At 66.9% G+C, this 12,807-nt stretch carries 13 protein-coding genes; 9 read left to right on the plus strand and 4 right to left on the minus strand.

Annotated elements, in window-relative coordinates; translation table 11 throughout:
• Positions 1-5 precede the first annotated feature (5 nt).
• The 4 genes from R2N03_RS09850 to R2N03_RS09865 are packed head-to-tail and all read left to right on the plus strand — an operon-like array spanning position 6 to position 4,297.
• The gene (locus tag R2N03_RS09850) at positions 6-1,145 is read left to right on the plus strand and encodes an ABC transporter permease (RefSeq protein WP_316657382.1); all 1,140 of its coding nucleotides are present in this window, start codon (positions 6-8) and stop codon (positions 1,143-1,145) included.
• Positions 1,146-1,154: 9 nt separating this feature from the next.
• Positions 1,155-1,661, plus strand: coding sequence for a hypothetical protein (locus R2N03_RS09855; protein ID WP_316657383.1), 507 nt, complete (start codon positions 1,155-1,157; stop codon positions 1,659-1,661).
• Positions 1,662-1,670: 9 nt separating this feature from the next.
• A complete protein-coding gene (locus tag R2N03_RS09860; protein WP_316657384.1) occupies positions 1,671-3,116 on the plus strand; it encodes a bifunctional enoyl-CoA hydratase/phosphate acetyltransferase in 1,446 nt (481 codons plus the stop codon).
• Positions 3,113-4,297: an acetate/propionate family kinase gene (locus tag R2N03_RS09865; protein ID WP_316657385.1), complete on the plus strand. Its 1,185-nt coding sequence runs from the start codon at positions 3,113-3,115 to the stop codon at positions 4,295-4,297. The genes R2N03_RS09860 and R2N03_RS09865 overlap by 4 nt, the downstream gene beginning before the upstream one ends.
• On the opposite strand, the gene R2N03_RS09870 is transcribed toward R2N03_RS09865, so the two are convergent.
• Entirely contained in the window at positions 4,294-5,229 is a 936-nt protein-coding gene (locus tag R2N03_RS09870; protein ID WP_316657386.1) for a GlxA family transcriptional regulator, read from the minus strand. The genes R2N03_RS09865 and R2N03_RS09870 overlap by 4 nt on opposite strands.
• 89 nt (positions 5,230-5,318) lie before the next feature.
• Between R2N03_RS09870 and R2N03_RS09875 the strand changes: the two genes are divergently transcribed.
• The 3 genes from R2N03_RS09875 to R2N03_RS09885 all read left to right on the plus strand — a co-directional run bounded on the left by R2N03_RS09875 (position 5,319) and on the right by R2N03_RS09885 (position 7,894).
• Entirely contained in the window at positions 5,319-6,005 is a 687-nt protein-coding gene (locus R2N03_RS09875) for a DJ-1/PfpI family protein (RefSeq protein ID WP_316657387.1), read from the plus strand.
• Between the two features lie 68 nt (positions 6,006-6,073).
• Positions 6,074-6,859: a 5'-methylthioadenosine/adenosylhomocysteine nucleosidase gene (locus R2N03_RS09880; RefSeq protein WP_316657388.1), complete on the plus strand. Its 786-nt coding sequence runs from the start codon at positions 6,074-6,076 to the stop codon at positions 6,857-6,859.
• A gap of 192 nt (positions 6,860-7,051) precedes the next feature.
• Entirely contained in the window at positions 7,052-7,894 is an 843-nt protein-coding gene (locus tag R2N03_RS09885) for a c-type cytochrome (protein ID WP_316657389.1), read from the plus strand.
• A 23-nt stretch (positions 7,895-7,917) separates the two neighbouring features.
• On the opposite strand, the gene R2N03_RS09890 is transcribed toward R2N03_RS09885, so the two are convergent.
• Positions 7,918-8,427 carry a DUF1697 domain-containing protein gene (locus R2N03_RS09890; RefSeq protein WP_316657390.1) on the minus strand — a complete coding sequence of 170 codons (510 nt, stop codon included), beginning with the start codon at positions 8,425-8,427 and terminating at the stop codon, positions 7,918-7,920.
• A gap of 220 nt (positions 8,428-8,647) precedes the next feature.
• On the opposite strand from R2N03_RS09890, the gene R2N03_RS09895 reads away from it, so the two are divergent.
• Complete coding sequence (locus R2N03_RS09895; RefSeq protein WP_316657391.1) at positions 8,648-9,082, plus strand: hypothetical protein; 435 nt, start codon at positions 8,648-8,650, stop codon at positions 9,080-9,082.
• A gap of 204 nt (positions 9,083-9,286) precedes the next feature.
• On the plus strand, positions 9,287-10,675 hold the full coding sequence (locus R2N03_RS09900) for an FAD-containing oxidoreductase (protein WP_316657392.1): 1,389 nt from the start codon (positions 9,287-9,289) through the stop codon (positions 10,673-10,675).
• A gap of 43 nt (positions 10,676-10,718) precedes the next feature.
• Here the strand turns inward: R2N03_RS09900 and R2N03_RS09905 are convergent, their stop codons facing one another.
• Both R2N03_RS09905 and R2N03_RS09910 read right to left on the minus strand, forming a co-directional pair.
• Positions 10,719-11,801 (minus strand): calcium:cation antiporter, encoded by a 1,083-nt coding sequence (locus R2N03_RS09905; RefSeq protein ID WP_316657393.1) that lies wholly within the window; start codon positions 11,799-11,801, stop codon positions 10,719-10,721.
• 121 nt (positions 11,802-11,922) lie between these two features.
• Positions 11,923-12,777 carry a spherulation-specific family 4 protein gene (locus tag R2N03_RS09910; RefSeq protein ID WP_316657394.1) on the minus strand — a complete coding sequence of 285 codons (855 nt, stop codon included), beginning with the start codon at positions 12,775-12,777 and terminating at the stop codon, positions 11,923-11,925.
• Positions 12,778-12,807: the final 30 nt, after the last annotated feature.

Consider the following 12,807-nt stretch of genomic DNA (forward strand, 5'->3'; position numbering starts at 1 on the left):
GCGCCATGGCAAACCGTCCGTCCGCCCGCCTGAGCAATATCTATCGCCTCGGCATCAAGGAGCTGTGGAGCCTGGTGCGCGACCCGATGATGCTGGTGCTCATCGTCTACACCTTTACGCTGTCGATCTACGTGGCCGCCACCGCCATGCCGGCGAGCCTGCACAACGCCTCCATGGCCATCGTGGACGAAGACAGCTCGCCGCTGTCCGCGCGCATCGTCTCGGCCTTTTATCCGCCGCATTTCCGCACGCCGCAGCTGATTCCGCTCACCGAGATGGACCCGGGCATGGACAGCGGACGCTATACCTTTGTGCTCGACATCCCGCCCAATTTTCAGCAAGACGTGCTGGCCGGGCGCGCACCGGCCATCCAACTGAACATCGATGCCACGCGCATGAGCCAGGCGTTCACGGGCAACGGCTATATCCAGCAGATCGTCTCGGGCGAGGTGAGCGAGTTCCTGGAGCGCCATCGCGCGGCGCCCAGTGCGCCGGTTGACCTCGTGCTGCGCACGCGCTTCAACCCCAATCTGGAGCAGACGTGGTTTGGCTCCCTGATGGAGATCATCAACAATGTGACCATGCTGTCGATCATCCTGACGGGTGCCGCGCTCATCCGCGAGCGCGAGCACGGCACCATCGAGCACCTGCTCGTGATGCCCGTCACGCCGTTCGAGATCATGACGGCCAAGGTGTGGTCGATGGGCCTGGTGGTGGTGTTTGCCGCGCTGGTCGCGCTGGTGTGCGTCGTGCAGGGCGCGCTGCGCGTGCCGATCGAGGGGTCGATCCTGCTGTTCATGGGGGTCGCTACGCTGCACCTGTTTGCCACCACCTCGATGGGAATCTTTCTGGCGACGGTGGCGCGCTCCATGCCGCAGTTCGGCATGCTGCTGGTTCTGGTGCTGCTGCCGCTGGAGCTGCTCTCGGGCGGCAGCACCCCGCGCGAGAGCATGCCGGTGCTGGTGCAGGACATCATGCTGGCGGCACCCACCACGCACTTCGTGGCCGCCTCGCAGGCGATTCTTTACCGTGGCGCGGGACTGTCCGTGGTGTGGCCGCAATGTCTGGCCCTCTGCGGGATCGGTGCCGCGCTGTTCGTTGCGTCGTTGACGCGCTTTCGTCAGACCATCAGTCAGATGGCGTAAGGAGCCGATATGGATACCGCTGCCAACCTCCCCCTTGCGCTCTACAAGGCGCAACTTGCACTGGGCATGCAGACGCTGAGCCTGTTCAAGACGGCGCGTCAGCGCTGGTTTGAACTTGGTGCCGACCTGCTTGCCGATGATATTGCCCGCACCGAATCGGCCTTGTCCGACCTCAGGCGCGTTGAGGACTGGCAAGCCCTGGCGGCGTTGCTTCCCAACGCGTTCTGGCAGGCGAGCCAGCGCGGGGTCGACCTGATGCAGGGCGTCGTACAGACTGCGGTCAAGAACCAGACCACCATTGCCACGGACCTCCAGCGTGCCATGCTGGCGTGGCAGCAGGCGTCGGTGCAGGCCCTGAGCGCTGCGGGCAACGCCATGCCGGTCCATACGACGCTGCAGAACATGCTGTCTGCGCTAGGCATGCCCGCCGATGCGTTTGTCAATCCGGTGGCCGTGCCGCCGGCCGCCGTATCCGCGCGAAGCAAGGGCAATGGCCAGCTTCGCAAAGCCTCCTGAGGAACCCGCATGGCATCCGACCACCTGACCGCACCACCGGCGTCGCTCCCGGGCGGCGACTTGAGCGTCGTGCGCAACCGCACCTTCGACGAAATCGCCATTGGCGACAGTGCCGCCATCCAGCGCACGCTCACTGCCGAAGACGTGCAGCTCTTTGCCGTGCTCTCGGGCGACGTCAATCCCCAGCATCTGGATGCGGAGTTTGCCGCGTCCACGCGATACCACGGGGTGATCGTTCACGGCATGCTGGGCGGCGCGTTGATCTCTGCCGTGCTCGGCACACGCCTGCCGGGGCCCGGCACGATCTATCTGGGACAGACCCTGCGGTTCCACGCGCCCGTGCGCATCGGCGATACGTTGACCGTGCGCGTGTCCGTGACCAGCAAGGACGAGGAAAGCAAGCGCCTCAAGCTGACGTGTACCTGCACCAACGACGCCGGTACCGTTGCCATCACGGGCGAGGCCGAGGTTGTTGCCCCCACCGAACGGATCGAGCGCCCGCGCACGACGCTGCCCGATGTGCGGATGGCCATGGGCGGCAGCGGCATTCACCGATTGCTCGATCACGTGCGTCCGCTGGGAGCGATCCGCACGGCGGTCGTCCACCCGTGCGACGCACTGAGCCTGTCTGCCGCGCTGGACGCGCGCGCCGAAGGGCTGATCGTGCCGTGCCTGGTGGCGCCGCTTGCCAAGCTGATGCACGTTGCCGCCGAGGCGGGGCTTGATCTGAGTGGCATTGAAATCGAAGACGTGCCGCACAGCAGCGCGGCCGCCACCCGCGCCGTGGAGCTGGCGACGCAGGGCAAGGTGGAAGCGCTCATGAAGGGCAGCCTGCATACGGACGAACTGATGGCCGCGGTGGTGCGTGCCGAAGCGGGGCTGCGCACCAAGCGCCGCATCAGCCACTGCTTCCTGATTCAGTCGCCCGCGTATCCGCGCCCGTTCATCGTGACGGATGCGGCGATCAACATCGCGCCGACGCTGGACGAAAAGGCCGACATCGTGCGCAACGCCATCGACCTGGCCCATGCGATTGGTGTCGAACGGCCGCACGTGGCGATCCTGGCGGCGGTCGAAACCGTCAACCCGCGCATGCCCGCCACGCTCGATGCGGCGGCACTGTGCAAGATGGCCGACCGTGGCCAGATTGAAGGCGGCGTGCTGGACGGGCCGCTGGCGTTCGACAACGCAGTGTCGGCGGCTGCCGCGCGCATCAAGGGGATCGTCTCGGAGGTGGCGGGGCAGGCGGACGTGCTGGTGGTGCCAGATCTCGAGAGCGGCAACATGCTGGCCAAGCAGCTGGAGTACCTGGGCGGCGCAGCCAGTGCGGGAATCGTGCTGGGCGCGCGCGTGCCCATCGTCCTCACCAGCCGTGCCGATTCGCGCGAATCGCGCATCGCGTCGTGCGCGATTGCCACACTGCTGGCGCACCGTTATCGCATCCTGCCGCCATGAACGATGCCATCGTCGTACTGAACTGCGGCTCGTCCAGCATCAAGTTCGCGCTGTTCGACGGTTCGCAATCGCCGTTGCCGCGCACGCCGCTGTGGGGCGGCAAGGTGGAAGGCATCGGCACCGACCGCGCTGCTTTGACGCTCAGCGGTGCGCCCGCGGAGCCTGTGTCGCTGGATGCCGCGCAGCCGTATCACGCTGCGCTTGTGCACATCCGCCAGCGGGCAGAGCAGGCCCTGGGCGATCGCCGGCTCGCCGCAGTGGCGCATCGGGTCGTTCATGGCGGTGCGAAGTATTTTGCGCCTGTCCGTGTCGATGCCACGGTACTGGCGGATCTGCGCAGCTATATCCCGCTGGCGCCCCTGCACCAGCCGTTTGCACTGGAAGCCATCGAGGCGCTATTGGTTGCGCTGCCCGACGTACCGCAGGTTGCCTGTTTCGATACGGCGTTCCACCACACGCTGCCGCAGGTCGAGAGCCTGCTGGCGCTGCCGTATGCGGCATGGGAGCGCGGGCTGCGGCGCTATGGCTTTCACGGGCTGTCGTATGAATACATGTCGATGGCCCTGCCGGAGCGGCACGGCGATGTCGCACGGGGGCGGACGATCGTCGCGCACCTGGGCAGCGGCGCGAGCCTGTGTGCGATGCACGGGCTGGCGAGCGTGGCCACCACGATGGGATTCTCCGCGCTCGACGGCCTCATGATGGGCACGCGCTGCGGCGCGCTGGACCCCGGCGCCGTGCTGTACATGATGGAGACGGAACACCTGTCTCCGGCCGAGGTCGGGCACGTGCTGTATCACGAGTCGGGCTTGCTGGGGGTGTCCGGGGTGTCATCCGACCCGCGTGACCTGCTGCGGCTCGAGGGGAATGACCCGCGCGCGCGCGCGGCGCTTGCGCTTTACGTGCGCCGAATCGTCCGCGAGATCGGCGCGCTGGTGGCCGTGCTCGGCGGCCTGGACCTGCTCGTCTTCACAGCGGGTATCGGCGAACACAACGCCGCGCTGCGCGAACGTGTCGTCCACGCGTTCGGCTTTCTTGGCGCGCAGCTTGACGACGCAGCCAACGAGGCAAACGCCTTGACCATCTCCACGCCTGCCAGCCGGATCCGCGTGGCGGTGGAACCGACGAACGAGGAGTGGGTGGCCGCGCGCCATGCGGCGCGGTGCCTGGGCAGGCCCTAGCGCGCCCGCAACGACGATGGCGGCACCCCCAGGAGCCGCTGAAAGCTCCGGCGCATGCGCTCGGTATCGCCAAAGCCGCATTCCTGCGCGACGCGCTGCATCGAGGTGGCTCCGCTCTCCAGCGCCGCCCGTGCGGCTTCCACGCGCAGTTTTTCGACGGCCTTGGCGGGGGTGAGTCCGGTTTCAGCCTGAAAGGCGCGCGCGAAATGGCGGGGGCTCATGCAGGCGTGTTCAGCCAGATCGTCGACACGATGGGCGTCGCCGAGGTTGCGGCGGACGTGGTCCAGCAATGGCTTGAAGCGGCCACGGGCAGAGTCCATCTCGTTGAGCGCAGAAAACTGAGACTGCCCGCCGGGCCGCCGGTAATAGACGACAAGCTGCCGCGCCACCGCGCGTGCCACGCGCTCGCCCAGGTCTTCCGCGATCAGGGCGAGCGCCAGGTCGATACCGGCGCTGATGCCGGCACTGGTCCAGAAGCGGCCATCATTCACGTAGATGTGGTCGGCTTCGAGCTGCACCTGTGGGAACTGGCGCGCAAATTGGTCGGTTCGGCACCAATGTGTGGTGGCGCGCCGGCCATCCAGCACCCCTGTTGAGGCCAGCAGCAGGCTGCCCGAGCACACGCTGGCCACGCGGGCACCGCGCGCGGCGCAGCGCTGCACGAAGCGGCGCGTGCGCGGGTCGGCCATGGCGGCATCCACGCCGTCACCGCCGGCCACGAGCAGGGTATCCACCCGGCTGGCCGTCGGCAGTGCCTCCGCCACCCAGCTCGCGCCAGACGAGCTGCGAACCAGGCCAGGGTGCGCGGCCACCGTGCGCACGGCGTAATGCCCGTCCCGGTAGCGGCTTGCCACCTCGAACGCGGCCACGGGCCCAGCGGCGTCGAGCACCTGGAAGTCGGGAAAGATCAGCACGGCAATCCGGTGAGGCATGGCAGAAAACGTGGGTTACATGACATTGCTGCCAACACAATAGAGCGCGATGCTACGCAGCGTCAATTACCCAACAGGAGATGGACATCATGTCGGCTTCCCCATTCGTCGTGGTCTTTGCGCTGTACGACCGTGTCACCCAACTCGATTTCACCGGCCCGGACGAAGTCTTCTGGCGCCTGCCCGGCGCGCAATGCGTGATGGCGTCGGCACGCGGTGGCGCGATCCACGCCGATGGTGGCCTCACCATCGCCAACGTGCAGCGGCTGGCCGACGTCGCACACGCCGATCTCATCTGTGTGCCGGGCGGGTTTGGTGTGATCGAGGCGATGGGCGATGCCGATTTCGTGGGGGAGGTCCGGCGGTTGGCGGCGGGCGCCCGCTACGTGACTTCCGTGTGCACGGGGTCGCTCGTCCTGGGGGCCGCCGGGCTGCTGCAAGGCAAGCGCGCGGCGTGCCATTGGGCCTGGCGCGATCTGCTGCCCGCGTTCGGTGCCACGGTGGACGAGAGTCGCGTGGTGCGGGATGGCAACCTCATCACGGGCGGCGGCGTGACGGCCGGCATCGACATGGCGCTCTCGGTCATGGCCGACATTACCGGCGCGGAGCACGCGCAAGCCGTGCAGCTCGGCATCGAGTACGCGCCCGCGCCCCCGTTTGATTGCGGGCGACCAGAGCGGGCGGCGCCGCACATCCTGCAGGCCGTGACCGAACGGCTGGATCGCTTGCGAGCCGACCGCTACGTCGCGGTACAAGCGGCTGCGCAGCGGATCTGACAGCGGAGCCCGGCGCGGGCAGGATTGCGGCGACAATGGCGGTTTCCTTCGATCGCCCCTGTGCCCGCATGAACCTCCAGCGCTCTCCATCCAACGGTCCGGTCGGCATCGTGGCCGCATTGCGTCAAGAAATCAGTGACCTGCTGCCGTTGCTGTCGAATGCGCGTTGCGTGCACATCGGCAGCCGCGATTTCTGGACGGGCGAGCTGGATGGCCGGCCCGTGGTCGTCGTGCTGTCGCGCGTTGGCAAGGTGGCGGCCGCTTCGACCGCGGTCGCCCTCATCACCCATTTCGGCGTGCGCGCGGCGGTGTTTGCGGGAGTGGCGGGCGGGCTTGCATCCGAGGTGTCGGTAGGGGATGTCGTGGTATCGGCGGAGCTGCTGCAGCACGACGTGGATGCGTCTCCGCTGTTCCCCCGCTGGGAGATTCCCCTCACCGGTGTGGCGCGCTTTCCGGCCGATGCCAGGCTCGCGCAGACGCTGCGCGAGAGCGCCGACGCCGTGCTGGCTGACCCGCACGTGCTGCTGGGGGCTGAAGTCATGGCCGCGTTCGGGATCCGCACGCCGCGCGTGCACAGCGGCCTGATCATCAGCGGCGACCGCTTTGTCTGCACATCGGCCGAGAGCGCAGCGCTGCGGGAGGCGCTACCCGACGCGCTGGCCGTTGAAATGGAAGGCGCGGCCGTCGCCCAGGTCTGTCACGAGTGGGGGGTGCCATTTGCAGCCATCCGTACCATTTCGGACCGGGCCGACGACGCGGCCAGCGTGGACTTCATGCAGTTCATCGCGCAGGTGGATTCGCGTTACAGCGTGGCGATTCTGCGCCAGTGGCTGTCGAGGCCGGATGCACTTTGAACCCGCCCGGCCAGTCAGGGGTGATGCGCTTGCCTGCGCTCGCCCCCGATGCTGCCTTGCCCCGACGGGCGCCGCGCGGTGCCATCGTGAGGCTGCGCATCAAGGCCCCGGCCGGTTAGTCATGACACCCATGCCAGATGGCGTCGCCTTGCATACACTCTCGAGCGGACGGCTTGATTGAACGGAGAACCCATGAAGCACTGGCTCATCACCCTGGCGGGGTGGCTCACTTGCGCGATGCTCGGTGGCACGGCGCACGCGGCGGATGCCACGGCACTGATCATCAATGTTGGCGCGCAGCATCGCACGTGGGCGCGCGATGCGCTGTTGCACGACCCACGGATGGCCGATGTCACCGTCGACGATGAAAACCTGAAGCGTCGCCTGACCTTCAAGGCCATTCCCGTCAGCGAGTTCTTCAAGGGTCAGCCGGCCAGCCCCGATGCCAGCGCCACCACGGCGGCCAGCGACGGCTACGTGTCGCACTTGCCCATGCGCCTGCTGCTGGCCGACCGGGCAGACGGCCCCCGCGCCTGGCTGGCCGTGGAAGATCCGGCTGCCCCCTGGCCCATGCTCAAGGGGCAGGATATCGGCCCGTTCCGGCTGATCTGGACCGCCCCTGCGGACAAGGCGGCCGCCGTGAACGAGAGCCTGTGGACCTACAACATCGTGCGCATCGACGTCGCGGCCTTGCCGGGAGCGCGCTTTGCTGCCATCCGGCCAGCGGCAGGGCTGCCAGCCGATGGCGCCGTCATGCGGGGTTTTGCCGTCTTCCAGCGCGTCTGTTTCTCGTGCCATACGCTCAATCGCGCAGGCGATGCCGCCCTGGGGCCCGATCTGAACGTGCCGTACAGCCCCGTGGAGTACCTGGGCGACGACAAGCTGCGCCACCTCATCCGCAACCCGCAATCGCTGCGGTGGTGGCCCAACGCGCGCATGTCGGCCATCGACGAGAAGACCTTGTCCGACGCGCAGCTCAATGATCTGCTGGCTTACCTCCATCACATGGCGCAGCGCAAGGTCTCCGCGCCTTGATGGGGGCCGGGCGCGGTCCGGCGCTACTCCGCCGCCCACGCGACCAGGGTCGTGATGGTGTTGATGTTGCGTGCGGTTCCGGCCTGTGTGGCGGGAATCTTCAGCTTGGAACGGGCCATGCCATCGCCGTAGTGCACGTAGATTTCGCGCGTGCCGAGTGCGATCGCTTCGGATTGCCGGCCGGTGGCGCTGGCGAGTGCGTCGGCGGGCGGCGGCGTATCAAGGAAGATGGCGACGGTCCGATTGGGCGCCGCCGACTTGAACGGATTGTCCTGCAGCACGGCAGCCAGCTCGTCGCCAGTGCGCACCAGCACACCAACGGGCTTGCCGGCGTACGCCTCCAGGCAGCGCTCCAGCCGGGTCTTGACCGCGGACTCGCTCAGCGGGCTGTGAAACACGACATTGCCGCTCGCAATGTAGGTGCGTACCTTGGTCAAGCCGATGGATTCGCACAGGGCGCGCAGTTCGGCCATGGGCAGCTTCCCGGTGCCGCCAACATTGACGGCGCGCAGGAACGCAACATAGGTTGGCATGAGGGCTCCTGTTAGGGCGGTCTTATCAAACGCTGACTGGGCACCCGCAGGGGTGGTGCAATCAGCATATTGGCAACATTCTGTTACCAGTTTGACGCGGGTGTTTAACCCCATCGGCCGTGAGCCTTGTATTCTGCGGCGCAAATCGGTTCAGCCAGAACCGGCGAGCCAGCGGTGCGTGCCGCCCGCGTGATGTCCAAATGAACGAGGAGAACCTAGCATGTTGAAGAAATTGGCCCCTACCCTGATCCTTGCGGCCCTGGCCGGTTTGACGGCGCTGCCGGCGGCAGCGGATGACTTGTCCAACGCGCTCGGCGGCGCGCTGGGCGGGGCTGGCGGTGCTGCCGTGGGCGGCGCGCTGGGCGGGCAGACCGGCTCCGTCATCGGTGGAGCGATCGGCGGTGGCGCAGGCGGTGCACTGACGGCCAATGGCCGCGAGCGCAAGGGCGCGATCGTCGGCGGTGCATTGGGCGGCGGCGTGGGTGCGGCAGCGGGCAACGCCATGGGCGGCCGCACGGGCGGTATCGTCGGCGCGGGCCTGGGCGGTGGCGCGGGCGCGGCGCTCGGCGGCAACGTGCAGCGTAATTCGTACTCCGACTACGATGGTTACGGCCGGGGCCGTGGCCATCGCGGCAAACACCATCATCATCATTGATGTGATGCCTTCACCGGGTGCTCGCTGCTGAGCACCCGCATGCAACGGCCGTGCCTCGGTGTGGCCGTGTGGCTTTCGACGCTCCTCCTGCCGGGCGAAGGCGCAACGCCTTCCAGAAACTGGTCGCCGTTGACACGCGCGCGACCTACCATGGCCGAGCAGACACGGCGTACGCACACCGCCGCAGCCATCCAGGAGAGCCCCATGACGCAACGCTTCGACGCCATCATCATTGGTACCGGCCAGGCGGGATCGCCGCTCGCGGCGCGGTTGTCCGCTGCGGGCATGAAGGTGGCCATCATCGAGCGCGGCCGCTTTGGCGGCACGTGCGTCAACACCGGGTGCATTCCGACCAAGACACTGGTGGCGAGCGCCTATGCCGCGCGCATGGCCCAGCGGGCGGCGGAGTATGGCGTGGTCATCGACGGGCAAATCTCGGTGGATATGCGGCGCGTGAAGGCGCGCAAGGACGAGGTGTCCGGACGCTCCAGCAGGGGCGTGGAGCAATGGGTGCGCGCCCTGGAGCACGGCACTGTTTTCCAGGGGCACGCGCGCTTCGAGGACGCACATGTCGTGCGCGTTGGCGACGAACGGCTCGAGGCTGGGCGCATCTTCATCAACGTGGGGGGGCGGGCGCTGGTCCCGCCCATGCCGGGTCTCGACCAGGTGCCGTACCTGACCAACGCGACCATGATGGATGTGGATTTCCTGCCCGAACACCTGATCGTGATCGGCGGCAGCTATGTGGGGCTGGAGTTTGGGCAGATGTACCGGCGCTTCGGCTCGCGCGTCACGATTGTCGAAAAAGGTCCACGCCTGATCGGCCGGGAAGACGAAGACGTGTCGCAGGCTGTCCGCGAGATTCTGGAGGCGGAGGGCATCGATGTGCAGCTCAATGCCAACTGCCTGAGCGTCCGGCGCGATGCCGCCGAAGTGATCGTGGGGCTGGACAGCGCTGGCGGCGGGCGCGAGGTATCGGGCTCGCATCTGCTGATGGCCGTGGGGCGCGTGCCCAATACGGACGATCTGGCTCTCGACAAGGCCGGCATCGAAACCGATGCGCGCGGCTACATCCGCGTGGATGAACAATTGCGCACCAACGTGCCCGGCGTCTGGGCCCTTGGCGATTGCAACGGGCGCGGCGCGTTTACCCACACGTCGTACAACGATTACGAGATCGTCGCGGCCAATCTGCTCGACAACGATCCGCGCAAGGTGTCTGACCGCATCCAGGCGTATGCGATGTATATCGATCCGCCCCTCGCGCGCATTGGCATGTCGCTTGCCGAAGCCAAGCAGTCGGGACGCAAGCTGCTGGTGGGGCATCGGCCCATGACGCGCGTCGGCCGCGCGGTGGAGAAGGGCGAGAGCCAGGGTTTCATGCGCGTGGTGGTCGACGCGCAGACGCAGGAGATTCTCGGCGCCGCCATCCTGGGCGTGGGCGGCGATGAGGTGGTGCATTCGCTGCTCGATGTCATGTATGCAAAGGCGCCGTACACCACCATCAGCCGAGCCATGCACATTCATCCGACGGTGTCGGAACTGGTGCCCACGCTGCTGCAGGACATGCAGCCTGTGCCATCGCTCAAATAAAAAAGGCGCCTGTCAGGCGCCCATGACCTACGGCGTTTTCGGGTTACGGCACGATCGACAGGAACAGATACGCCGCAAAGATGGCCAGGTGCACCACGCCTTGCAGGATCGTCGTGCGGCCGTTGCCCAGCGTGAGCGTCGACACAATCAGCGTGAGGACGAGCAGGACGGTCTCCTTGGGCCCGAGCCCGAGTTCGAGCGGCCGGCCGATCCAGATGAACACGGCAGCCACCGTGGGGATCGTCAGTCCGATGCTGGCCAGCGCCGAGCCCAGTGCCAGGTTCAGGCTGGTCTGAATGCGATCGGCATTGGCCGCGCGCAGGGCCGCCAGCCCTTCGGGCAGCAGCACCAGCGCGGCAATGACGATCCCGACCGCCGCTGCCGGCGCCCCCGCGTTCAGAAGCGCCGCCTCCACCGATGGCGACAGGATCTTGGCCAGGCCCACCACCGCCACCAGGCTCACCATGAGCAGCACCATGCTGGTCAGGGCGACGCGCGTCGGCGGCGGCGGGGCGTGCACGTCTTCATTCGGGCTGTCGGCCAGGAAGTAATCACGGTGGCGGATCGTCTGCACAATCACGAAGCAGCCATACAGCAGTAGGGAGGTCACGCCGGCAAAGGCGAGCTGCGACGAGGTGAGAACCGGCCCGGGCGTGGAACTGGTGTAGTTGGGCAGCACCATCGTCAAGGTCACCAGCGCCGCGAGCACGGCCAGCGCGGCGTTGGCACCGGGCGCCTGGAATGCCTGCTCACGGTGGCGCAGGCCGCCCACGAACAGGCACAGGCCCACGATGCCGTTACAGATGATCATGACGGCGGCAAAGACCGTATCGCGCGCCAGTCCCGCCTTCTCGGGGCCGGACGACAGCATGACCGAAACGATCAGCGCGACCTCGATCACGGTGACGGCAATGGCGAGCACGAGTGTGCCGAAGGGCTCGCCGACCTTGTGCGCGACCACTTCGGCATGATGCACGGCAGAAAAGACCGCGCCGGCAAGCGCCAGCGCCATCAGCGCGATCAGCCAGCCGGGAGGTGGCATGAGTGTGCCAGCGACCAGTACAACCCACGCGAGCACGGGGGCGGCAAGGGTCCATTGGGGCAGCTTGTTGGGAGCCAGGGCCACGGGGTTCTCCTTGTTGTTGCTCCAAGACCCGCATGCTGTGGCGGGCGGGGCGGAATGCGAACGTGGTCCCGACTATAAGGCATGCGCCGGGATGCCCGCATCCCGGCCTGGGCACCTCACGTCATTTTGCAACCGACACCGCGGTGACTTCCTGGCTCCAGTAGCTCGGCAGCGCTCCATATGGATTGGGTAGCGTCTTGGAGGTGATATACACGCTGCCAGCGCCAAGGCTTGATGCGTTAGCTACAAACGTCAGCATCTGCGTGGCTGATGCCGCGTAGACGATATGTGCGAAACGGCTGATCGGGTAGTTCGCCTGCCAGGCCAGGGGAGCGTACGTCTTGTAGTGCTTGGCGCTGTCTTCGAACACGACGATCTGGTCGGCCACCGGCAGGCTCGCATAGATCTCCGGCACGTTGGTGCCTGGGTTGCCCGTGACCGTGTACGCGGAAGACAGCCCCTTGATGTAGTTGTAGACCGACTGATAGAACTGGATATGCGCGGTCACGCTGTCCGCGGTCATCTCGTCGATGAAGAATCCGTCCACCTGGTACAGCGCCTGATACGTGTTGATGTCCTGCACCACCGCGGAGAGCGAGCGCTGTGCGTACGACGTCGATACGTAGCCGATCACTTTGCCGCCTGCGGCGTGAACCTGGGCCACGGCTGCCACGTAGTTCGGATCCTGGGTGGTGCCGGGGCCGCTGTTCGGGTTGAGGATGACGGTGGTCGGTACGGTCTGGGCCGTGGTGGCAAGGGTGCTCCACTGCGTCGCGCCACTGCCCGATGGGTAGATGTAGGCTGGCACCAGCAGCCCTTCGGCGTTGGCGTGCGGCGCGCCGGTCAGTGCGCCCGCCACCAGTGCCACGGCCGAGCAGGCGACGCGCACAAACCTGCGCGTTGCGCTGCCTGCCAATGATGCCGCGAGCGTTGCGGCGAATGCGGGCGTGCGCCCCCCCGTGTGCGTTGTTTTCATTGTGTGCCTCCCGAGCACGCTGGAGTTTGC

It is taken from the genome of Ralstonia condita (genome assembly GCF_958405655.1).
GTDB lineage: Bacteria > Pseudomonadota > Gammaproteobacteria > Burkholderiales > Burkholderiaceae > Ralstonia > Ralstonia condita.

Bases quoted from the DNA above. Each gene is read 5' to 3' on its own strand.
- R2N03_RS09885 (WP_316657389.1), top strand. From the start codon at position 7,052: ATGAAGCACTGGCTCATCACCCTGGCGGGGTGGCTCACTTGCGCGATG.
- R2N03_RS09855 (WP_316657383.1), top strand. From the start codon at position 1,155: ATGGATACCGCTGCCAACCTCCCCCTTGCGCTCTACAAGGCGCAACTT.
- R2N03_RS09895 (WP_316657391.1), top strand. From the start codon at position 8,648: ATGTTGAAGAAATTGGCCCCTACCCTGATCCTTGCGGCCCTGGCCGGT.
- R2N03_RS09910 (WP_316657394.1), bottom strand. From the start codon at position 12,777: ATGAAAACAACGCACACGGGGGGGCGCACGCCCGCATTCGCCGCAACG.
- R2N03_RS09870 (WP_316657386.1), bottom strand. From the start codon at position 5,229: ATGCCTCACCGGATTGCCGTGCTGATCTTTCCCGACTTCCAGGTGCTC.
- R2N03_RS09880 (WP_316657388.1), top strand. From the start codon at position 6,074: ATGAACCTCCAGCGCTCTCCATCCAACGGTCCGGTCGGCATCGTGGCC.
- R2N03_RS09890 (WP_316657390.1), bottom strand. From the start codon at position 8,427: ATGCCAACCTATGTTGCGTTCCTGCGCGCCGTCAATGTTGGCGGCACC.
- R2N03_RS09865 (WP_316657385.1), top strand. From the start codon at position 3,113: ATGAACGATGCCATCGTCGTACTGAACTGCGGCTCGTCCAGCATCAAG.
- R2N03_RS09850 (WP_316657382.1), top strand. From the start codon at position 6: ATGGCAAACCGTCCGTCCGCCCGCCTGAGCAATATCTATCGCCTCGGC.
- R2N03_RS09860 (WP_316657384.1), top strand. From the start codon at position 1,671: ATGGCATCCGACCACCTGACCGCACCACCGGCGTCGCTCCCGGGCGGC.
- R2N03_RS09900 (WP_316657392.1), top strand. From the start codon at position 9,287: ATGACGCAACGCTTCGACGCCATCATCATTGGTACCGGCCAGGCGGGA.
- R2N03_RS09875 (WP_316657387.1), top strand. From the start codon at position 5,319: ATGTCGGCTTCCCCATTCGTCGTGGTCTTTGCGCTGTACGACCGTGTC.